Here is a 21,342-nt window from a genome sequence, read left to right as displayed (position 1 = left end):
GCCGTCGGCCAGGCGCACCCGCTGCGCGGCGCGGTCGATCGCCTCGACGCGCGCGGCCAGGCGCAGCTCGATGCGCTGTTGCGCGTACCAGCCCGGCTCGCGCACGAACAGGCGCGGCTCCTCGGCCGCCGCGAGCAGCGCGTCCTTCGACAGCAGCGGCCGGTCGTAAGGCGCCTCGGGCTCCTCGCCCAGCATCAGGATCGGCAGCGCGGCGTCACGCTCGCGCAAGGCCTCGGCCGCGCGCCGGGCCGCGTGGCCGGCGCCGACGATCACCACCGGATCAGCCGACATGGACCTGCGCCTGCCCGTCGACCATGCGGATCGGATAGCTGCGCACCGCCTCGGTGATCGGCGCGCAGCGCGGCGCGCCGCTGCGGATGTCGACCAGCCCCTGGTGCAGCGGGCACTCCACGCAGCCGTCCTCGACGAAACCCTCCGACAGCCGCGCGTGGCCATGCGTGCAGAGATCGTGCAGCGCGAACAGTTCGTCGCCGAGCCGGAAGATCGCGATCGGCTTGCCGCCGACCACGCGCGCGGCCGGTTCGTCCTCGCTGAATTCGTCGAGCGCGCCGAGCGCGTGCCAGGTATCGAGCGTGTCCTCGGTCATGATGATGTCCTTCCTCCAGCGGTTCAGATCGGCGTCGCGAGCAGGGTCTGCACGCGCGAAGTGTCGTAGATCACGCGCTTGGCGCGATAGCGCAGCCCCTCGGGCGTGCGCACCACGGTGTCGAAGTAGCGGCCCGCCTGGTAGACATGCGATTCTCCGTCGCTCTTGGTCTGCACCACCACGTAGTTGCTCTCGGTGTCGATCTCCTCGCCGCGCACTTCGAGGATGGTCAGGCCCGAGGTCATGTGGCGATAGGTATGCGCGTCGTAGATGTTGGCGTGGCGCAGCGACACCACGCGATCGCGCAGCATGCGCCGGTTGCTGCAGTGGATGATGCCGATCGGCAGGCCGAGATCGGCGTTCTCCTTCGGCACGATTTCATACAGGCAGTCCTCGGTGAACATCTCCGGCCAGCTTTCCAGCCGGTTGTTGTCGAGGTGGCCGAGATAGCGGTTCTGCAGCATCGTCAGTTCGAGCCACAGCGAAATGTCGTCGGTCATGGGTGTGCTCCGCGGGGTTCTCAATAGCCCATCAGCTTCTGGTAGCCGACCCAGAAACGCCGGATCAGGCTTTCGGTGATCACCGTGTCCTGCTGGTCGGGATTGCTGCGCGACATCTCGATCACCGAGCTCGCGTCGGGATCGCGGAAGGTGCCGCGCTGCACCAGCTCGGTGGCCTCGGTGTCCTCCATCGAGATGTAGCCGGCCGGCCCCACCAGGTTGGCCTGCTTGATGCGCAGCGCGCGCAGCTCGGGCGTGTCGTCGGCATAGCCGAAGAAGTGGAACACCAGCTCGAAGTTGCCCGGCCCCTTGGGCAGCAACTGGCGCGCCACCAGCGTGTTGTGGATCTGCTGGATCACCAGTTGCGGGAAGATCGGCTGGATGTGGTTGGTGGTGTCCTCGTCGTATTCGGACACCAGCCCCAGGATCGAATCGTCCTCCAGCGCGAAGCCCTCGTCGAAGGAGCGGATGTTCTGCTGCTTGTAGGCCGCCGAGGTGTCCTCGCCGGTCTTGGTGACGGTGATGATGCTGTGCAGGCCGTGCGTCGCGTCGGGGATCGAGCGCGCCTTCATGCCGACCCGGAAGATATTGAAGGTGGTATGGAACAGGTGCAGCATGCTCGCGTGATACGGGTCCTTCACGTTCTCGAAGTAGAGTTTCCAGTTCGACTTCGAGTATTGCCGCGTGCAGCCGAGGTACTCGATCGGCTTGTGGAAGATGCGGTCGATCCAGGGCCGCATTTCCGCGCCCAGGTACTCGGGCAGCGGCGCGACTTCCTCGCTGAAGCTCGCGAACACCAGGCCGCGATAGCTCTCGACGCGCAGCTGGCGCAACCCGTGCTGCTTCGGATCGAAATCGGGCGGCATGCCGGTCATGCCCTTCTGCCCGCGCCGGAACGGCACGCCGAGCAGGTTGCCGGCATTGTCGAAGCTCCATTGGTGGTAGACGCAGGTATGCGAGCTGGCGTTGCCGCGTGCCTGGCGGCACACCTGCGCGCCGCGATGCGCGCAGCGGTTGACCCAGGCCGAGAGCGTGCCGTCCTCGCCGCGCGTGACCACCACCGGCGTGTCGCCGACGAAGCTGCTCTTGAAATCGCCCGGCTTGGGCAGCTCGGCCTCGAGCGCCACGAAGTTCCAGGTAGGACCCCGAAAGATCCGCTCCTGCTCGCGCTCGTAGACGGCCTGCGAGCTGAACACCTTGTAGGGTACGCGCGAGCCGTCCTCGCGCGGAAAACGCAGTTCGGCCGTGTCGTGACGGTCGGCGAGCCGCACCGGCGTTTCGGTCAGTTCCATGGTGGTCTCCTGGGGACGAGGGTGGATATCACCCGACAGGAACCGATTCTTGAAACGCTAATATTCGGCGTCTATCCGGAAACGGCGGGCGGCCCCCGCTTGCGGCACTGCACTATCCAGTTCCGGCGGCTTTCTGGCGATTGCCGATTATTTTTGCGATAGGATCGCGAAAACGACAGCGGCGCCGAGGCGCCGCTCACCGACACGATCATGTCCCCGACCCTGTTCGATCCGCTCGCGCTGCGCGCGCACCGGCTGTTCGAATCGCGCGATCTCGACGAGACGCGCGAGCGCATCTCGCGCGTGATGCAGCCGCACGCGCTGGTGCCGGGCGGCCGCCGGCACGGCGGCGCGGCCCATATGGATTTCGTGCGGCTCGGGCGACTCGGGCTGGGGGCGATCGCCTTCGGCGAGGCGATGCAGGTGCGCGTGGACGCCGTCGACGGCTACCACCTGCTGATGTTCTGCGTGGCCGGCCATGCGCGGGTGCGCGCCGGCGGGCGGCTGCTCGCGGTGGACGGGCGCACCGGCGTGATCTGCGCGCCCGGCGAGACCTTCGACGCCGAGTTGTCGTCCGATTGCGAGCAGTTCGTGATGCGCATCGACGCAGCCGCGCTGGCGGCGCTGACGGACGGCGCGCCGGGCCTCGACCCGGTGGTCGGCGTGGGTGGTGCCTCGCTGGCGCCGTGGCTCCAGCAACTGATGCTGGTGGCACGCTCGCCGGACCTGCTGGAAGCGGCCTGCGCCAACCCGCGCGTGGCCGATCGCATCGAGCAGTTGCTGCTCGACCTGCTGGTGGACGGCCATCCGGCGCGCGCGGCGGGCCGGCTCGGGCTTTCCGCCCGCGCCCATGCCGCGCTTCCCGTTCCGGCCGGCAATCCCGCCGCCCTCGCCATCGCGCCCCGCCGCCACGATCCCGCGCCCGCCTTCGTGCGTCGCGCCCAGGAATTCGTCGAGGCCGCCTATGCGCAGCCGCTGCAACTGGCCGATATCGTGACCGCGGCCGGCGTGCCGGAACGCACGCTGCGCGAGGGTTTCCTGCAGTTTCGCGGGCTCAGCCCGACGCAGTTCCTGCGCGCCACGCGGCTCGAGCACGCGCGCGAGCGGCTGCGCGCGGCCGGGCCGGGCCGGCGTATCGCCGATATCGCGCTCGATTGCGGGTTCGCGCATCTGGGTCGTTTCGCGATCGCCTATCGCGAGCGCTTCGGCGAATCGCCCTCGGACACGCTGGAGCGGCGCTAGCGAGCGTCTCGATCGCCCCTCTACCTGGCGCCGTAGCGGCTGCATCAGGCCGCATCCGCCGCTTCGGTCAGCTCCGGCGCTTCGATACTTCAGCCGTCTCGGCCAGCCCGGCTATCTGGGCCATCTCCGCCACGCAGCCTGCCCTGCCAGGCGCCTGGCCACTTCACCGCCGCTGCCCCGGCGTGACTCAGGCGCCCGCCGGCCCCTGCGCCAGCGCGAACAGCTCGCGCGCCAGCCGGCAGAACAACGCGGTGGCCGACCCCTCGTCGTGCAGGCGCCGGCTCATGATGATCGGCGAGGTGGCGACCGGCTCGGGCAGCCGCCGGTAGACGATGCCGCGCACGCGCACGCCCTCCACGCCCTCCGGCACCAGCGACACGCCCACCTGGGCCGCCACCAGCCCGAGCGCGGTCTGCAGCTCGCGCACCTCGTGCACGGCGGCCGGCGTGAGCCCGCCGTCGCGCAGCGCCGAGAGCTGCTGGTCGGCGAAGCTCGGCCTCGGCGTGCTGGGATAGACGATCAGCGTGTCGGCGGCCAGCTCGGCCAGCGTGATCGGCACCGCGGGATCGGCGCAGCGATGCCCGGCCGGCAAGGCCGCGATCAGCTTCTCCTCGATCAGGGCCTCGCGCACCAGTTGGTCGTCGTCGAAGCGCAGCCGGCCGAAACCGACGTCGATGCGCCCCCCTTTCAGCGCGCCCAGTTGCTCCAGCGTGAACATTTCGATCAGCGACAGCTCGACGTTCGGCGCGCGCTCGCGGAAGGCGCGGATCACGTCGGGCAGCGCGCCGTACATCGACGAGGGCACGAAACCGATCACGATCCGCTCCGACAACTGCGCGAGCCGCCGCGTGAGCGGCGCCAGCTCGTCGGCCTGCTCGACCAGGCGCCGCGCCTGCGCGTAGAACACGCGCCCGGCCTCGGTCAGGCGCAGCGGCCGCGCGCCGCGCTCGAACAGCGGCAGGCCGATTTCCTCCTCGATCATCTGCAACTGGCGCGACAGCGGCGGCTGCGTCATGTGCAGCCGCTCGGCCGCCCGCGTGATGTTCATCTCTTCGGCGACGGCGATGAAGTAGCGGAGCTGCCGCAATTCCATGCATACCTCGAAAGTATGGAAGTAGTCGGAAACGGTGTTGGACGGCCGCCGGGCTTTTGACCGACCATGAGCGCCAACCGGAGGAATCGCATGATAGCAACTGGCGTGAGCATCGAGCGGGTCGAGACCCTGCTGGTCGACGTCCCCACCATTCGCCCGCACCGCCTGTCGGTGGCGACCATGAACTGCCAGACCCTGGTGCTGGTGCGTGTGCGTTGCAGCGACGGGGTCGAGGGGGTGGGCGAAGGCACCACCATCGGCGGCCTGGCCTATGGCGAGGAAAGCCCGGAAAGCATCCGCGCCAATATCGACACCTACTTCGCTCCATTGCTGCAGGGTATGGACGCCACGCGCCCGGCCGCCGCCATGGCGCGCCTGCGCAAGCTGTTCCAGGGCAACCGCTTCGCCAAGTGCGCGGTGGAAACCGCCCTTTACGACGCCCAGGCACGCCGCCTCGGCGTGCCGCTGTCCGAGCTGTTCGGCGGGCGCACCGCCGATTCGGTCGAGGTGGCCTGGACGCTGGCCAGCGGCGACACCGCGCGCGACATCGCCGAAGCCGAGCAGATGCTGGAGGCGCGCCGCCATCGCGTGTTCAAGCTCAAGATCGGGCTGCGCCCGGTGGAGCAGGATCTCGCCCACGTGGCCGCGATCGCCGCCGCGCTCGGCCCGCGCGGCGAGGTGCGCGTCGACGTCAACCAGGCCTGGAGCGAGACCGAGGCCCTGCGCGCCCTGCCGCGCCTGGCCGAGGCCGGCGTCGGCCTGGTCGAGCAGCCGATCTCGGCGGCCAACCGCGCCGGCCTGGCCCGCCTCACGGCGCTGGCCGCCGTGCCGGTGATGGCCGACGAGGCGCTGCACGGCGCCTTCGACGCCTACGAGATCGCGCGCTCGCGCGCCGCCGACGTGTTCGCCATCAAGATCGCCCAGTCGGGCGGCCTGGCCGGCGCGGCGCAGGTGGCCGCGATCGCGAAGGCCGCGCAGCTCGGGCTGTACGGCGGCACCATGCTGGAAGGCGCGATCGGCACCCTCGCCTCGGCGCAGTTGTTCAGCACCTTCGGGCCGCTGGACTGGGGCACCGAGCTGTTCGGCCCGCTGCTGCTGACCGAGGAGATCCTGGTCGAGCCGCTGCGCTATCACGACTTCGCGCTGCACCTGCCGGACGGCCCGGGGCTCGGCATCGAGCCCGACTGGCCACGCATCGAACGGATGCGGCGGACCTGAACCGCCGCGCCACCCGCCTCGCCCCCACATTCACACATCGGAGACATACATGGACAAGCCCGCCATCGACGCCCTGCTGAAATCCTTCGACGACACCGCCATCAAGCCCGGCAATCCGCGCGTGCGCGCGCTCGTCAACCGGATCACGCGCGACCTGTTCTACACCATCGAGGAACTCGACGTCAGCCCGAGCGAGTTCTGGACCGCGCTGAACTACCTCGGCGAGGCGGGCAAGAGCGGCGAACTGGGGCTGCTGGCGGCCGGCTTCGGCTTCGAGCACTTCCTCGACGTGCGGCTCGACGAGGCCGAGGCCCGCGCGGGCATCGAGGGCGGCACGCCGCGCACCATCGAGGGCCCGCTCTATGTGGCCGGCGCGCCGGAATCGGCCGGCTTCGCGCGACTGGACGAGGACGGCGAGCCGGGCGAGGCGCTGGTGATGCGCGGCCAGGTGCTCGACGACGCAGGCAAGCCGCTGGCCAATGCGCTGGTCGAGGTCTGGCACGCCAACCATCTCGGCAACTATTCCTACTTCGACCCGTCGCAACAGCCCTTCAACCTGCGCCGCTCGATCCGCACCGATGCCGAGGGCCGGTATGCCTTCCGCAGCGTGGTGCCGGTCGGCTACAGCGTGCCGCCGGGCGGCAAGACCGAGCAACTGCTCGACCTGGTCGGCCGCCATGGCCATCGCCCCGCCCATATCCACTTCTTCGTGACCGCCGACGGCATGCGCCGCCTGACCACCCAGATCAATATCGACGGCGATCCGTATCTGTGGGACGACTTCGCCTTCGCCACCCGCGACGGCCTGGTGCCCGAGCTGAAGAAGGCCGAGGGCGCCGAGGGCAAGCCCTATGGCCTGGGCGGCCAGTTCACGCTGATCGACTTCGACTTCCGCATGACGCGCGAGCGTGCCGCCCTGCCGAGCGCCGAGGTCGATCGCGCGCGCGCCTCGGCCTGAGCCCGGAGGACGACCATGCTGTTCCATGTGGAAATGACCGTGAACCTGCCGGCCGAGATGGACCCGGTCAAGGCGGCGAGCCTCAAGGCCGAGGAAAAGGCGATGTCGCAGAAGCTGCAGCAGGAAGGCATCTGGCGGCATCTGTGGCGCATCGCCGGACGTTACGCGAACATCAGCGTGTTCGACGTGGAAAGCCCGGCGCATCTGCACGACCTGCTGAGCCAGTTGCCGCTGTTCCCGTACATGCAGGTGGAAGTGCGCGCGCTGTGCCGCCATCCCTCGTCGATCCGCGAGGACGACAGCTGATCGACGGCGGCATCGGCGCGATGCCGAGATGTCGGCGATGTCGGAAAGCACGAGGCCCGATCGTTTCGATCGGGCCTCGTCGTTTGGCTCAGGCGAACGGGAAGGTCATGGTCACCACGAAACCGCCGTCATCGGCATTCGAGGCGACGAAGCTGCCGCGATGCTGGCGCACCAGCCGCTTGACGATCGCCAGGCCCAGCCCGCAATGCGCGTCGCCGCCGCGCGCCGCGTCGAGCCGCACGAAGGGCCGCAGCGCGCGCTCGAGTTCGGCCTCGGGAATCCCCGGCCCGTGGTCGCGCACGATCAGGCGATAACCCTGCGCGGCCGCCTCGGTGGAAATCTCCACCGGCGGCTCGCCATAGGTCATGGCGTTCTCGATCAGGTTGGTGAGGATCCGGTCGAGATCGACCAGCGGCAGATGGAAACCCTCGCCAGCACGCAGGTCGATGCTCACCAGCCCGTCGTCGAGTTCGCCGCCGTAATGCTGGCGGCAATGCAGGTCGACGCTCGCGGCCGGCGAAGGCTCGCTGCCCTCGCGCGCGAAATCGAGGAACTGCGTGACGATGCGCGACAGCGCCTCCGAGTCGCGCAGGAAACCGGCGCGCGTGGCCGCGTCGGGCAGCAGGTCGGCGCGCACCTGCATGCGCGTGATCGGCGCGCGCAGGTCGTGCGCCAGCCCGGCCAGCATCACGGCGCGCTCCTGCTCGCCCTGCGAGAGCTCGCTGACCATCTCGTTGAAATTGGCGATCACCTCCTTGACCTCGCGCGGCCCGCCGATCGGCACGGCCGGCTGGCGATTGCCGAGCCGGAAGTCGCGCGCGGCCTGCGCGAGCCGCCGCAGCGGGCGCTGGATGCGCCAGGCGCCGAAGATCGCCAGCCCGATGCCGACCAGCATGGTCAGCGAGGATGCGCCGATGAAGCGCGTCACCGAGGGCATGGTCGAGGGCAGCGTGATCCAGTATTTCGCGCCAGGGTAGCGCGCCCACAGCGTGCGCGTGTGACCGTCGGCCACCACGTGGGTGCCGGGCGGCATCGCCTCGCGCAGGTGGCGCTCGAAGGGGCCGTAGGTGTCGGTGCAGGGTTTCGGGCAGCCGAAGGCGACCGCGTCGCGCGTATCGACGAACGAGGTGCCGAGCATCGCGCTCACCGCCAGGCCCAGCGCGCTGCCGCTGGCCTGCGCCTGGGTCGACAGGGCGATCACGCGGCGCGTCTGCTCGACCTCGAGGCGCAGCCGCTCGCGATCGAGCAGCACCAGGCCGATGGCATGGACCACCAGCACCAGTCCGATCGCCATCAGCGCCAGCCGCGCGAACAGGGTGTCAAACGTGCGCTTCATCACCCTCGCCGCCGGGCACGAACATGTAGCCGACGCCGCGCATGGTCTGCACGTAGCGCGGCTGGGCCGGATCGTCCTCGAGCAGGCGGCGCAGGCGCCAGACCGGCACGTCGATGCCGCGCTCGGTCAGGTTCGAATACGGGCCGTGCAGCAGGTCGAGCAGGCGCGTGCGCGACAGGGTTTCCATCGGATGCAGGGCAAACACCTCGAGCAGCGCGTATTCGCCGCCGGTCAGCTTGAGCGCCTCGGTCTCGCGGTACAGCGTGCGGGTGGCGAAGTCGAGCCGGAACGGGCCGAAGCGCAGCGGTTCGCGCCGCTCGGGCGCGGGCCGCGTGCCGATCGCGCCGGCCGGCGCGTGGCGGCGCAGCACGGCGTGGATCCGCGCCAGCAGTTCCTGCGGCATGAAGGGCTTGCCGAGATAGTCGTCGGCGCCGAGTTCGAGGCCGATCACGCGATCGACGCCGTCGGCGCGCGCGGTCAGCATGATCACCGGGATCGGGTCGCCGCTCGCGCGCAACTGCTTGAGCACGGTCAGGCCGTCGACGCCGGGCAGCATCAGGTCGAGCACGATCACCGAGGGACGCTCGCGCTCGAGCCGACGCTCGAGCGTGGTGGCGTCGTGCAGCACCGAGATCTCGATGCCGCGTTGCTGGAAGAAGGTTCGCAGCAGATCGCGCAGCGCGGCATCGTCGTCGATCAGCAGGACCTGGATAGGCGTGTCGGTCATGGTCGCGAGACTGGACGGTCGAGAAGGAACAAGGAAACCAGGAAGCGGCCGGTAAGGATCGGAAACCGGGGGACGGAACGCTCCTCCCCTGCCGGCTTGCAATCCGGTGACTATAAGCGAAGCCGGGCCGGCATGGCTTGCATGATCTTGATTTGCCTTACGGAGTCTTACGGGGCGGCGGCTCGTTCGTCGGCCGCCCGCCAGGCCGCGAATGCCGGGCACGGGAATGGAAAAAGCCGCCTTGCGGCGGCTTTTTCCGAGGCTGCTCGCGGACCCGCCGAAGCGGGCCGCTGCATCAACGCGACATCATGTTCATGCTGACGTTGTGCATGATCCACAGCGAACCGACGATCACGATACCGACCGTCAGCACGGTGTAGACGAACGCGGTCAGGTTCCAGCGCTGGCCCGACGACGTGTTCATGTGCAGGAAGAAAATCAGGTGGACGACGATCTGCACGGCGGCCAGCACGGCCAGCGCGAGGACCATCGTGGTGGTCGACGCGAACCAGCCGCCGAGCACCACGCCGAACGAGGCGGCCGTCAGGATCACCGACAGCACGAAGCCGACCAGGTAGCTGCTTACGGTGCCGTGCGAGGCGTCGTCGTGGCCGTCATGGGCAGGAGAATGAGCCATTTAGATCACACTCACGAGGTAGACAAAGGTAAACACGCAGATCCAGACGATGTCCAAGAAGTGCCAGAACAGCGACAGGCACGTCAGGCGACGGATGTCCTGCTCCGACAGCTGCGGGTTGCGCGCGATCTGGAACAGCAGCACGACCATCCAGATCATGCCCATCGTCACGTGCAGGCCGTGGGTCGCGACCAGCGTGAAGAACGACGACAGGAACGCGCTGCGGCCCGGGCCGGCGCCTTCCTCGATCAGGTGCGCGAACTCGCGGATTTCCATGAACAGGAACGAGGCGCCCAGGATGAAGGTGACGGCCAGCCAGGCGAACACCGCGCCGCGCTTGTTGCGGTGCGCGCCGATCATCGCGAAGCCGTAGGTGATCGAGCTCAGCAGCAGGGCCGCCGTTTCGAGCGCCACGCCCGGGATGTCGAACAGGTCCTTGGCGGTCGGGCCGCCGGCGAACTGGTGCTGCATCACCGCGAACACCGCGAACAGCGAGCCGAACAGGATACAGTCGGTCATCAGGTACAGCCAGAAGCCGAATACCGAGTGCGACGGCGGGTGGTGATGCTCTGCCGCGTGGTGATGACCGGCAGTCAGGGTGGTTTGTGCCATCAGTTGGCCTCCAGTTCCGCTTCAGCAGGCCGTGCCGCGACACGTGCGCCGCCACGCTGCTCTTCGATCTTCCGAACCGTATCGGCCGGAATGTAGTAGCCCTCGTTCTTCTGCGAGCTGTAGATGATCGCGGTCGCAACGATACCGACGAAGCCGAGGATCGCCAGCCACCAGATGTGCCAGACACCGGCGAAGCCCAGCACCAGCGCGAACATGCCGATGAAGAAACCCGCGCTCGTGTTCGAGGGCATGTGGATGTCCTCGTACTGCTGGCCCTTCTCCAGACCGAAGCCCAGGCCGCGTTCCTTGCGGTACGCGACTTCGTCGAGCTCGTGGATGGTCGGGATGATGGCGAAGTTGTACGAGGCCGGCGGCGACGAGGTCGCCCATTCCAGCGTGCGGCCGTTCCACGGATCGCCCGACACGTCACGGTTGCCCGGCAGGTCGCGGTCGCGGATCGACACGTACAGTTGCAGCAGCTGGTGGACGATGCCGATCAGCACCAGCACCGCGCCGAACAGCGCGACCAGCATCCAGGGATGCCAGGCCGGGTTGTCGTAGTGGTTCAGACGACGCGTCACGCCCATGAAGCCCAGCACGTACAGCGGCGTGAAGGCGAAGATGAAGCCCATCTGCCAGAACCAGAAGGCGCGCTTGCCGAGCTTCTCGTTGAGCTTGAAGCCGAAGGCCTTCGGGAACCAGTAGTTGAAGCCCGCCAGGTAGCCGAACAGCACGCCGCCGATGATCACGTTGTGGAAGTGGGCGATCAGGAACAGGCTGTTGTGCAGCACGAAGTCGGCGCCCGGGATCGCCATCATCACGCCGGTCATGCCGCCGACCGTGAAGGTGATCATGAAGCCCAGCGTCCAGAGGACCGGCGCGGTGAATTCCAGGCGGCCGCGGTAGATCGTGAACAGCCAGTTGAAGATCTTCACGCCGGTCGGGATCGCGATGATCATCGTGGCGATGCCGAAGAACGCGTTGACGTCGGCGCCCGAACCCATCGTGAAGAAGTGGTGCAGCCACACGAGGAAGGACAGGACCATGATCGCGCAGGTGGCGTAGACCATCGTCTTGTAGCCGAACAGCGGCTTCTTGGCGTAGGTCGACACGACTTCCGAGAACACGCCGAACGCCGGCAGGATCAGGATGTACACCTCGGGGTGGCCCCAGGCCCAGATCAGGTTCAGGTACAGCATGGCGTTGCCGCCGCCGTCATTCGTGAAGAAGTGCATCCCGAGGTAACGGTCCAGGCCGAGCAGCGCCAGCGTGACGGTCAGGATCGGGAACGCGGCCATGATCAGCACGTTGGTGCAGAGCGCGGTCCAGGTGAACACCGGCATCTTCATCAGCGTCATGCCGGGCGCGCGCATCTTGATGATGGTCACGAAGAAGTTCACGCCGGTCAGCAGCGTGCCGACACCGGAGATCTGCAAGGCCCAGAGGTAGTAGTCGACCCCCACGCCTGGACTGAACTGCAGTTCCGAGAGCGGCGGATAGGCCAGCCAGCCGGTCTGCGCGAACTCGCCGATGAACAGCGAGATCATCAGCAGCACCGCGCCGACCGCCGTCATCCAGAACGACAGCGAGTTCAGGAACGGGAAGGCCACGTCGCGCGCGCCGATCTGCAGCGGCACCACCAGGTTCATCAGGCCCACCATGAAGGTCATCGCCATGAAGAAGATCATGATGACGCCGTGCGCGGTGAAGATCTGGTCGTAGTGGTGCGGCGGGAGATAACCCGGCGCGTCGTACGCGAAGGCCAGCTGGGTACGCATCATGATCGCGTCGGCGAAGCCGCGCAGCAGCATGACCAGGGCAACCACGATGTACATCACGCCCAGACGCTTGTGGTCGACGCTCGTCAGCCACTCGGTCCAGAGATATTTCCACTTACCGAAGTAAGTCACGAGGCCGAACACCAGCGCCCCGATGATGCCGACGCCGAGCGCCGTGATCACGAGGATCGGCTCGTGATACGGAATCGCGTCGAGTGTAAGTTTTCCGAACATGCTTACCCCTTCGTCGTACTGCACGACGCGTCATTGAATTCCATGACGTGGCCGTTGTTGTACTTGCCAACGATGTTATTGAACAGGCGCGGATCGATGGTCGAGAAGAAGCGGACCGGATCCTTTTCGCTCGGCTTGGCGACGCTCGCGTATTCCGTCATGTCCAGGCGCTGCGGCGTGGCCTTGACCTTCTGGACCCATGCGTCGAAGTCCGACTGCGAGGTGGCCAGCGTGCGGAACTTCATGTCCGAGAAGCCCTTGCCGCTGTAGTTGGCGGACAGGCCGGCGTAGTCGCCTGCGTGGTCGGCGATCAGGTGCAGACGCGTCTGCATGCCGGCCATCGCGTACACCTGGGTGCCGAGCTGCGGGATGAAGAACGAGTTCATCACCGAATCCGACGTGATGCGGAAGTTGACCGGCGTACCGACGGGAATCGCGAGCTGGTTCACCGAGGCAATACCCAGATCCGGGTAGATGAACAGCCACTTCCAGTCGAGCGCGACGACTTCGACGTTGATCGGCTTCACATTCGACTCGAGCGGCTTGTACGGATCCAGCTCGTGCGTCGAAGTCCAGGTGAGGATGCCAAGATACAGAATGATCAGCGTCGGAACCGTCCAGATAACGACTTCGATCGCGTTCGAATGCGCCCATTTCGGTGCATACGTCGCGCTGCGGTTCGACGCTCGATAGTGCCACGCAAACACCAGCGTGAGCACGATCACCGGAATCACGACGATCAGCATGACCCACGTCGAAGTCCAGATCAGCGACTTCTCTGCGGCCCCGACGCTGCCCTTCGGGTCCAGTACGTCAAAGTTGCAACCGGATAGACAGACAAGCAATCCGGCGCCCAATAAAAGCAATATGCTTCTAAATGCCTTTCTATTCATCACATTTGCCTGATTTTGCGCGTGGTCGATTGGTGCGAACCGGCTATGCCCCGATTCGCGCAAGCGCACGCATCATAAAGCCGTTGGAGTGGGAAAAAGCGGTGAATCTTAGCAAATGATCCTTACCAAAACTCACCGTGCGACACGTTGCCACATCAAGCAACTTTGTCGGCCGTCGCCCGTGGCAGCCCGCGGACGATAGCACACCGCACCCGCCCCCCTGAGAGCCGGGTCCGGCATCGGCGATCAGGTCGGCGTGCGCGGCGTGCGCGACTCCGTCTGAACGCTGATGGTGGAAGCCGCCGGCGCGCCCGAACCGTCCTGGGCCGCATTGGCGCGCTGCTCGAGCTGCGCGACGATGCTGGCGGCGGCCGGGTCGATCACGTCGGTGAACGGCTTCGGATAAATGCCGATCGCGAGCACGATCACGGCCAGCGCCGCGAACACCACCGACTCGCGGCGGCTCAGGTCGATCAGCTTGCCGACGCGCTCGTGCTTGATCGCGCCGAAAATCACCCGCTTGAGCATCCAGAGCGTGTAGGCCGCGCTCAGGATCAGGGTCAGCGCGGCGATCGCGCCGATCCAGAAGTTCACGCGCACCGCGCCCATGATCACCAGGAATTCGCCGACGAAGCCCGAGGTGCCCGGCAGGCCGACGTTGGCCATCGCGAACAGCACGGCGAACAGCGCCAGGCGCGGCATGGTGTTGACCACCCCGCTGTATTCGGCGATCGCGCGGGTCTTGGTGCGATCGTAGAGCGCGCCCACGCAGAGGAACATCGCGCCGGCCACGAAGCCGTAGGAAATCATCTGCACGATCGCGCCGGTGATGCTCATCTGGTCGAACAGGAACACGCCGAGCGTGACCAGGCCCATGTGGGCGACCGCCGAGTAGGCCAGCATCTTGGCCATGTCCTTCTGCGCCAGCGCCAGCAGGCTGGCATAGACCACCGCGATCAGCGACAGGCCGATCATCACGGGCGCCAGGTAGTGGGCGGCATCGGGCGTGATCGGCAGGGCGAAGCGCAGGAAGCCGTAGCCGCCGATCTTGATCATGCCAAGCGACACCGCGGCGCCGGTCGGGCCGTCGGTGTAGACGTCCTGCAGCCAGGTGTGCACCGGCCACATCGGCACCTTCACCGCGAAGGCCGCGAAGAAGCCGAGGAACACCAGCAACTGCGGCGTGAAGCCGAGGTGGGTCTTCTGCCAGACCGCCATGTCGAACGTGTGGGTCACGCCGAACAGGTAGAGCATCGCGGCCAGCATCAGCAGCGAACCGGCGAACGAGATGAAGAAGAACTTGATGGCCGCGTAGGCGCGGTTGGCGTGGCCCCAGGTGCCGATCAGCACGAACAGCGGGATCAGCGTGGCCTCGAAGAAGATGAAGAACAGCATGCCGTCGAGCGACGTGAACACGCCGATCATCAGCCCCGACAGGATCAGGAAGGAGCCGTGGTACTGGGCCACGCGGGTGGTGACCGATTCCCAGGAGGCGATCACGATCACCAGGGTGGTGAAGGCCGACAGCACTACCAGCCAGAGCGACAGCCCGTCCACGCCCATCCGCCATGCCGAACCGAACGCCGACAGCCAGGGCTTGTATTCGGTGAACTGAGCCGCGGTGTTGTGCGCGTCGAAACCGGCGACCAGCGGCACGGTCACCAGCAGGCCGACGATCGCGCCCACCAGCGCGAGCCACCGAGCCCGATGCGGATAACGATCCGATCCGATGCGCAGGATGGCCACGCCGAACACGATCGGTGTCCAGATCGCGAGGCTCAGGAATGGTACAGATTGCATGGCGGCAAAACCCTATGAAAACCCGGTCAGAGAGTCGTTCGACTGAGACGAAAGAAACGTAAGATTTGTAATGTTCGCCCGCTCAAAACGGCGAAGCGCCCGCAGTGTAATGCAATCGAAAGTTATGTAACAAGAGCGACTACACCGCGCCGGGTTAACGAGGATAAAGGTAAGTGCGACGTTTTGCATCGCAACATTCTGTTGCATTTTTCTCGATGAATCGAAGCATTGATTTTATTGAAGTTTTTTTCGCTTCAGAAACGGGGCGAGATCATCCAAACGGCGTCAAACAGGGGCTTGACAAATCGAAATTTGCTTCAATTTGACGTTTCGAACACGATTCCGAGGTGTTCCGGCGCCTCGCCGAAACTTTCCAAAAGCTTTCAATATTGCTTTCTTAATGCTTTCCTTCCGATCAAAAGAGGTGTCGAAACCACACGCTTGCGCGAAACGAAAATGAAAGCTTCGATTTCCTAAACCGTCAGCGCGATGCGACAGGATAGCGCCGTTCCGCCCGGTCTCAAAGCCTCGCGGCCAGCCTCGTGCCCTGGTCGATCGCGCGCTTCGCATCGAGCTCGGCCGCAACGTCCGCGCCGCCGATCAGGTGCACCGCCAGGCCCGCCTCCAGCAACGCGGCCTGCAGGTCGCGGCGCGGCTCCTGGCCGGCGCACAGCACGATCGTGTCGGCCTCGATCAGGCTCGGCCGCTCGCGCTTCTCGCCGAAGCTCACGTGCAGCCCGCGCGCGTCGATCCGCTCGTAGTTCACGCCGCCGATCATCTCCACCGCCTTCATCTTGAGCGTGGCGCGGTGGATCCAGCCGGTGGTCTTGCCGAGCCCCTTGCCGAGCGGCGCAGGCTTGCGCTGCAACAGCGTGACGCGCCGCGCGGGCGGCGCGACCTGGGCCGGCACGATGCCGCCGCGGGCGCGCGCCGGATCGGTCACGCCCCACTCGGCCTGCCAGGCGGCCAGGTCGAGCGAGGGCGAGACGCCCTCCTGCACCAGGAACTCGGCGACGTCGAAGCCGATGCCGCCCGCGCCGACCACCGCCACGCGCTGGCCGACCGGCTTGCCCAGCGCCAGCACGTCGACGTAGCTCAGCACGTTCGGGCCGTCGCCGCCCGGGATGCGCGGATCGCGCGGCGTCACGCCGGTGGCCAGCACCACCTCGTCGTAGCCGCCGGCGATCAGCTCGGCCGCCTCGACGCGCCGCGACAAGTGCAGCGTCACGCCGCCCAGCTCGAGCTGCCGCCCGAAGTAGCGCAGCGTCTCGTGGAACTCCTCCTTGCCCGGGATCCGCTTGGCCAGGTTGAACTGGCCGCCGATCTGCGCGGCCGCGTCGAACAGCTCGACCCGGTGGCCGCGCCGGGCCAGCGTGGTGGCGCAGGCGAGCCCGGCCGGGCCCGCGCCCACCACCGCGATGCGCTTGGCCTGCGCGGCGGGGCGGATCTCGAGCAGGGTCTCGTGGCAGGCGCGCGGATTGACCAGGCAGGAGGCGATGCGGTTCTTGAAGGCGTGATCGAGACAGGCCTGGTTGCAGCCGATGCAGACGTTGATCTCGTCGACACGCCCGCTGGCCGCCTTGGCGACGAATTCCGGATCGGCCAGGAATGGCCGCGCCATCGATACCATGTCGGCGCAACCCTCGGCCAGGATCCGCTCGGCCACTTCGGGCCGGTTGATGCGATTGGTCGTCACCAGCGGGATGCCCACCTCCCCCTTCATCTTCCTCGTGACCCAGGCGAAGGCGCCGCGCGGCACCGAGGTGGCGATGGTCGGCACGCGCGCCTCGTGCCAGCCGATGCCGGTATTGATCAGGGTCGCGCCGGCGCGCTCGACCGCGCGCGCGAGCCGAACCGTCTCGTCCCAGTCGCTGCCATTGGGGATCAGGTCCAGCATCGACAGCCGGTAGATCAGGATGAAGTCGGGGCCGACCGCCTCGCGGGTGCGCTCGACGATCTCGACCGGAAAGCGCATGCGGTTCTCGTAGCTGCCGCCCCAGGCGTCGTCGCGATGATTGGTGTGGCGCGAGACGAACTGGTTGATCAGGTAACCCTCGGAGCCCATGATCTCAACGCCGTCGTAACCGGCCTCGCGCGCCAGCACCGCGCAGCGCACGAAGGCGCGGATCTGCCGCTCGACGCCGGCCGCCGACAGCGCGCGCGGCGCGAACGGCGAAATCGGCGACTTGATGCGCGAGGGCGCGACCGCCAGCGGATGGTAGCCGTAGCGGCCGGTATGAAGGATCTGCAGCGCGATCCTGCCGCCTTCGGCATGCACCGCCCCGGGAATCAGCCGGTGCCGGCGCGCCGCGCCCGAGCTGGCCAGCGTGCCGCCGAAGGGCTTGGTCCAGCCGGCCAGGTTCGGCGCGAAACCGCCGGTGACGATCAGGCCGACGCCGCCGCGCGCGCGCTCGGCGAAATACTCGGCCAGGCGCGGCAGGGTCTTGCGGCTGTCCTCCAGGCCGGTATGCATCGAGCCCATCAGGACGCGGTTGCGCAAGGTGGTGAAGCCGAGGTCGAGCGGCGCGAGCAGGTGCGGGAACGGGGTCGTCATGGCGGGGAGCAGGTTCTGGTATGCCCTCGATGCTAGGCGGCGCCTCGCTTGAGCGTGAGGGGTCAAACAGCCATAATGCTTGTCATTTGTGGCCAAATCGATGCGATGACACGCTCCCCGTCCAAGGACAGCCTGGGCTTGCGGCGCCCGACCATCCCGGTCGCCTACCCGCGCCTGCTCATGCAGTTGCTCGCCGAGCGCGGCCTCGACCAGCGCGCGCTGCGTGCCGGCACGGGGTTGCGCGACGAGGTGCTGGCCCAGCCCGACGCGCGCGTATCGCCCTCGCAATGGGCGCGGCTGGTGCTCAACGCGATCGCGCTGACCTGCGACGAGGGTTTCGGCTTCGAGCTCGGCCTGCGGCTGCGGCCCTCGGTGCACGGCTTCCTCGGTTATGCCGCGATGACCGCGCCGGACCTGCGCACCGCGCTCGAGGTCAATGCCCGCTACTTCCGCACCCGCAACCGGCAATACACGCTCGCCTACGCCGAGCACGGCGACGGCGCCACGCTGACCCTGGCCGGCGTGCAGTCGAGCCCGGTGCTGCGCCATCACACCTTGTTCGAGTTCGTGCTGGCCGGGCTCGCGCAATCGCTGCCGGCGCTGACCGGCTGCGGCGCGCCGCCGCTCGAGCTGCGTTTCGCCTGGCCCGAGCCGCCCTACTTCGCGCCGTATCGCGAGCGGCTGCCGCCGGTGCGCTTCGATTGCGAGGCGCATGCGCTGTGGATCGCGCGCGAGGCGCTGGGCTGGCCGCTGGCGCTGGCCGACGAGGTCGCGCACCGGCAGGCGCTGGCGCAGGTCGAGCGCGAATACGCGGCGGTGCGGCAGGACGAAGGGGATTGGGTGGAACGCGTGCGCGCCGAGCTGGTGGCGGGCGCCGACGGTTATCCGGACCCGGATGCGCTGGCGCGGCGCCTGCATGTCTCGACGCGCACCTTGCGGCGGCGGCTCGACGAAGCCGGCGCCGGCTATCGCGCGCTGCTCGACGAGGCGCGCTATCGCGACGCGCGGCAGTTGTTGCGCGCCTCCGATCTCGACCTGAAGACGATCGCCGAGCAGTTGCGCTTCAGCGACCCGGCGAACTTCACGCGCGCCTTCCGCAAATGGGCCGGCGTGACGCCGAGCGCCTACCGGCGCGACGCTTGAGATGCAGCGGCTCGCGCCGGCAGCCGCGCAAAATCCGCGCAAAAAAAAGCCGCCCGAAGGCGGCGCCAATAACGATGCACGACGGGGGATCGCGCATCGCCAATGCAGAGACACGGAGATGCCGGGCAAGCAGGAATCACCTTGCCCGACAGCGAACAGTCTCGGCGATCGCGAGCCCACGCTCCATCTGAAAAGTCTGATCTTCGGGGCGGCATGGGCGGATTAGGATGAAAATCAGATCATTCCCATAGCCTTTTATCGGCACGCAACCGACACTCCGGATCTCGTGCCGCCGGCAGCCGTATCGCAAGGCCGGCGGCCCACCTCGATGCATTCCGTGAGGCAACGCCGATGTCCAGCCAAGATCAGCCATCCCGACAAACCGCCCTGCACATACTCAGGCAGGCGCCCGGCTGGGTCGACTGGAACGCGGCCCGCAACGCGCCGAACTGGGTCGGCGGCCGCATCACGCTCGACGGCCGCTTCAGCGTCGACGAATTGCTCGCCCTGCTCGCGCTCTCGCGCATTCCACGCTGATTTCCCCCATCCCCTCGAACCCGCCGGGCCGCGATGGCCCGGCATCCCGCCTCAGGTCCGCGCGGCCAGCGCCTCCGCGATGCGCGGCGGCTGGCCGGTCTGCTGGCGCGAGCGCCCCGAGCTCAGGTAGTCGGCGATCGAGTCCTGCGTGATCTCGCCGACATAGGCGCCATCCGCGTCCAGCACCGGCATCCACGACGAACGGTACTGGTACATCTTCGACAGCACGATGCGCAGGTTGTCCTCGGCGGAAACGGTGGCCGGGAACTCGCTGAGCCGCTCGCCGCAACTGCCGTCCGCGCCGCGCGCGGCACGGCGCGCCACGAAACCCAGCGCGCGCTGCGCCTCGTCGACCACGGTCAGGTAGCGGCTGTCGTTCTCGTCCATCACCGTGAAGGCCTCGGCCAGCGAGGTGCCGGCGCGCGCGGTCGGCGGCTGGGTGGCCGCGTCGCCGGCCTTCACCAGCAGCAGGCGCTTGAGCGTGCTGTCCTGGCCGACGAACTGCCCGACGAATTCGTCGCGCGGATGCGCGAGCAGCGTGTCGGGATGGTCGTACTGCACCAGCTTGCCGCGCCGGAACACGGCCACGCGATCGCCCAGCTTGATCGCCTCGTCGATGTCGTGGCTGACCATGATCACGGTCTTCTTCAACTGCCGCTGCATCTGGAAGAACTCGTTCTGGATCGACTCGCGATTGATCGGGTCGACCGCGCCGAACGGCTCGTCCATCAGCAGTACCGGCGGATCGGCCGCCAGCGCGCGCACCACGCCGATGCGCTGCTGCTGGCCGCCCGACAGCTCGCGCGGATAGCGCTTCAGGTAGAGCTTCGGGTCCAGCGCGACCATCGACATCAGCTCGGTGGCGCGCTCCTTGCAGCGCTTCTTGTCCCAGCCCAGCAGGCGCGGCACCACCGTGATGTTCTCCTCGATGGTCATGTTCGGGAACAGGCCGATCTGCTGGATCACGTAGCCGATCCGGCGCCGCAGGTCGACCTCGTCGAGCGCGTTGGTGTCCTCGCCGTCGATCAGCACGCGGCCCGAGGTGGGCGTGATCAGGCGGTTGATCATCTTCAGCGTGGTGGTCTTGCCGCAGCCCGAGGGGCCGAGAAACACGCAGATTTCGCCTTCCGGCACGCTCAGGCTCACGGAATCGACGGCGCGCACCGGCTGGCCGTCCTTCTGCGAGAAGGTCTTCGTCAGTTGGTCGAGTTCGATCATGTCTTCTGCACTCCCTTCGGTGTCAATGCGCGCTGCAGCCACTGCAGCAGCAGGTCCGCGACGATCGCGAGCACGCTCACCAGCACCGCGCCCACCAGCAGCTTCATCATGCTGCTCTGTCCGATCGCGCGGACGATCAAGGTGCCCAGGCCGCCCGCGCCGATCACGGCGGCAATCGTCATCACGCCGATGTTCATCACCACGGCGGTGCGCACGCCGCCGAGGATCACCGGCACCGCCAGCGGCAGGTCGACCAGCCGCAGCCGCTGCCACGAGGTCATGCCGATGCCGATGCCGGCCTCCTTGATGCCGGCGTCGACGTTCCTCAGCGCCAGATAGGTATTGCGCATGATCGGCAGCAGCGAATAGAGGAACACGGCGGTGATCGCCGGCACCGCGCCGATGCCCTGCCCGAAGCGCGAGAACACCGGGATCATCAGGCCGAACAGCGCGATCGAGGGCAGCGTGAGGATCACGGTGGCCACGCCCAGCAGCGGCGGCGCGAGCCATTCGTGGCGGCTGATCAGGATGCCCAGCGGCACGCCGGCGAGGATCGCGCAGCCCACCGCGATGCCCACCAGGTAGACGTGCTGCAAGGTGAGCTGCAGGAGCTCGGGCCAGTTCGCGGCCAGGTAGTCATGAACGGTCATGGTCGCC

21 protein-coding genes are annotated in these 21,342 nt (G+C 67.4%); 6 read left to right on the top strand and 15 right to left on the bottom strand.

Annotation, left to right across the window (positions count from 1 at the left end):
• The 4 genes from F3J10_RS15045 to andAc all read right to left on the bottom strand — a co-directional run.
• Positions 1 to 291 (bottom strand): FAD-dependent oxidoreductase (locus F3J10_RS15045; protein WP_167242391.1); only part of this gene is annotated, 291 nt, incomplete at its 3' end.
• A complete protein-coding gene (gene andAb / locus F3J10_RS15040) occupies positions 281 to 607 on the bottom strand; it encodes an anthranilate 1,2-dioxygenase ferredoxin subunit AndAb (protein ID WP_025100420.1) in 327 nt (108 codons plus the stop codon). The genes andAb and F3J10_RS15045, both read right to left, overlap by 11 nt.
• Before the next feature lie 23 nt (positions 608 to 630).
• Positions 631 to 1,107 (bottom strand): anthranilate 1,2-dioxygenase small subunit AndAd, encoded by a 477-nt coding sequence (andAd, locus tag F3J10_RS15035; protein WP_025100419.1) that lies wholly within the window; start codon positions 1,105 to 1,107, stop codon positions 631 to 633.
• A gap of 20 nt (positions 1,108 to 1,127) precedes the next feature.
• Entirely contained in the window at positions 1,128 to 2,399 is a 1,272-nt protein-coding gene (gene andAc, locus F3J10_RS15030; RefSeq protein ID WP_013690993.1) for an anthranilate 1,2-dioxygenase large subunit AndAc, read from the bottom strand.
• 210 nt (positions 2,400 to 2,609) lie between these two features.
• On the opposite strand from andAc, the gene F3J10_RS15025 reads away from it, so the two are divergent.
• Positions 2,610 to 3,641: a helix-turn-helix domain-containing protein gene (locus F3J10_RS15025; RefSeq protein WP_025100418.1), complete on the top strand. Its 1,032-nt coding sequence runs from the start codon at positions 2,610 to 2,612 to the stop codon at positions 3,639 to 3,641.
• 187 nt (positions 3,642 to 3,828) lie between these two features.
• Here the strand turns inward: F3J10_RS15025 and F3J10_RS15020 are convergent, their stop codons facing one another.
• Entirely contained in the window at positions 3,829 to 4,734 is a 906-nt protein-coding gene (locus F3J10_RS15020) for a LysR family transcriptional regulator (RefSeq protein WP_017920582.1), read from the bottom strand.
• 90 nt (positions 4,735 to 4,824) lie between these two features.
• Here F3J10_RS15020 and F3J10_RS15015 point away from each other — a divergent pair, with 90 nt between their 5' ends.
• The 3 genes from F3J10_RS15015 to catC are packed head-to-tail and all read left to right on the top strand — an operon-like array spanning position 4,825 to position 7,216.
• Positions 4,825 to 5,952 (top strand): muconate/chloromuconate family cycloisomerase, encoded by a 1,128-nt coding sequence (locus tag F3J10_RS15015; RefSeq protein WP_098182058.1) that lies wholly within the window; start codon positions 4,825 to 4,827, stop codon positions 5,950 to 5,952.
• A gap of 49 nt (positions 5,953 to 6,001) precedes the next feature.
• On the top strand, positions 6,002 to 6,910 hold the full coding sequence (gene catA / locus F3J10_RS15010) for a catechol 1,2-dioxygenase (RefSeq protein ID WP_167232556.1): 909 nt from the start codon (positions 6,002 to 6,004) through the stop codon (positions 6,908 to 6,910).
• 15 nt (positions 6,911 to 6,925) lie between these two features.
• Positions 6,926 to 7,216, top strand: a complete 291-nt coding sequence (gene catC / locus F3J10_RS15005; protein WP_013690998.1) for a muconolactone Delta-isomerase — start codon at positions 6,926 to 6,928, stop codon at positions 7,214 to 7,216.
• A gap of 88 nt (positions 7,217 to 7,304) precedes the next feature.
• On the opposite strand, the gene F3J10_RS15000 is transcribed toward catC, so the two are convergent.
• The 8 genes from F3J10_RS15000 to F3J10_RS14965 form a co-directional block, all read right to left on the bottom strand.
• The gene (locus F3J10_RS15000) at positions 7,305 to 8,552 is read right to left on the bottom strand and encodes an ATP-binding protein (RefSeq protein WP_025100415.1); all 1,248 of its coding nucleotides are present in this window, start codon (positions 8,550 to 8,552) and stop codon (positions 7,305 to 7,307) included.
• Positions 8,536 to 9,279, bottom strand: coding sequence for a response regulator (locus tag F3J10_RS14995; protein WP_025100414.1), 744 nt, complete (start codon positions 9,277 to 9,279; stop codon positions 8,536 to 8,538). The genes F3J10_RS15000 and F3J10_RS14995 overlap by 17 nt, the downstream gene beginning before the upstream one ends.
• 295 nt (positions 9,280 to 9,574) lie before the next feature.
• The gene (gene cyoD / locus F3J10_RS14990; protein WP_025100413.1) at positions 9,575 to 9,916 is read right to left on the bottom strand and encodes a cytochrome o ubiquinol oxidase subunit IV; all 342 of its coding nucleotides are present in this window, start codon (positions 9,914 to 9,916) and stop codon (positions 9,575 to 9,577) included.
• Positions 9,917 to 10,528, bottom strand: coding sequence for a cytochrome o ubiquinol oxidase subunit III (gene cyoC, locus F3J10_RS14985; protein WP_025100412.1), 612 nt, complete (start codon positions 10,526 to 10,528; stop codon positions 9,917 to 9,919). It lies immediately after the preceding gene.
• A complete protein-coding gene (gene cyoB, locus F3J10_RS14980) occupies positions 10,528 to 12,540 on the bottom strand; it encodes a cytochrome o ubiquinol oxidase subunit I (protein WP_025100411.1) in 2,013 nt (670 codons plus the stop codon). Before cyoB ends, cyoC begins: the two co-directional genes overlap by 1 nt.
• 2 nt (positions 12,541 to 12,542) lie before the next feature.
• A complete protein-coding gene (gene cyoA / locus F3J10_RS14975) occupies positions 12,543 to 13,433 on the bottom strand; it encodes a ubiquinol oxidase subunit II (RefSeq protein ID WP_013691004.1) in 891 nt (296 codons plus the stop codon).
• Between the two features lie 246 nt (positions 13,434 to 13,679).
• Positions 13,680 to 15,233 (bottom strand): NADH-quinone oxidoreductase subunit M, encoded by a 1,554-nt coding sequence (locus tag F3J10_RS14970; RefSeq protein ID WP_036036816.1) that lies wholly within the window; start codon positions 15,231 to 15,233, stop codon positions 13,680 to 13,682.
• Positions 15,234 to 15,753: 520 nt separating this feature from the next.
• Positions 15,754 to 17,787 carry an NADPH-dependent 2,4-dienoyl-CoA reductase gene (locus tag F3J10_RS14965; RefSeq protein WP_167242390.1) on the bottom strand — a complete coding sequence of 678 codons (2,034 nt, stop codon included), beginning with the start codon at positions 17,785 to 17,787 and terminating at the stop codon, positions 15,754 to 15,756.
• A gap of 105 nt (positions 17,788 to 17,892) precedes the next feature.
• On the opposite strand from F3J10_RS14965, the gene F3J10_RS14960 reads away from it, so the two are divergent.
• A complete protein-coding gene (locus F3J10_RS14960) occupies positions 17,893 to 18,930 on the top strand; it encodes an AraC family transcriptional regulator (protein ID WP_167242389.1) in 1,038 nt (345 codons plus the stop codon).
• 351 nt (positions 18,931 to 19,281) lie between these two features.
• The gene (locus tag F3J10_RS14955) at positions 19,282 to 19,467 is read left to right on the top strand and encodes a hypothetical protein (RefSeq protein ID WP_013691008.1); all 186 of its coding nucleotides are present in this window, start codon (positions 19,282 to 19,284) and stop codon (positions 19,465 to 19,467) included.
• Between the two features lie 51 nt (positions 19,468 to 19,518).
• Here F3J10_RS14955 and F3J10_RS14950 read toward each other — a convergent pair whose 3' ends face one another.
• Both F3J10_RS14950 and F3J10_RS14945 read right to left on the bottom strand, forming a co-directional pair.
• Positions 19,519 to 20,685, bottom strand: coding sequence for an ABC transporter ATP-binding protein (locus F3J10_RS14950; RefSeq protein WP_025101492.1), 1,167 nt, complete (start codon positions 20,683 to 20,685; stop codon positions 19,519 to 19,521).
• Positions 20,682 to 21,335 (bottom strand): ABC transporter permease, encoded by a 654-nt coding sequence (locus tag F3J10_RS14945; RefSeq protein ID WP_036036807.1) that lies wholly within the window; start codon positions 21,333 to 21,335, stop codon positions 20,682 to 20,684. The genes F3J10_RS14950 and F3J10_RS14945 overlap by 4 nt, the downstream gene beginning before the upstream one ends.
• Between the last annotated feature and the right edge of the window lie 7 nt (positions 21,336 to 21,342).

Source organism: Burkholderia sp. Cy-637, assembly GCF_011753175.1.
GTDB classification, from domain to species: Bacteria; Pseudomonadota; Gammaproteobacteria; order Burkholderiales; family Burkholderiaceae; genus Burkholderia; species Burkholderia gladioli.
The sequence above is the reverse complement of the archived record's forward strand: the minus strand, read 5'-3'. Positions and strand labels throughout refer to the sequence as shown.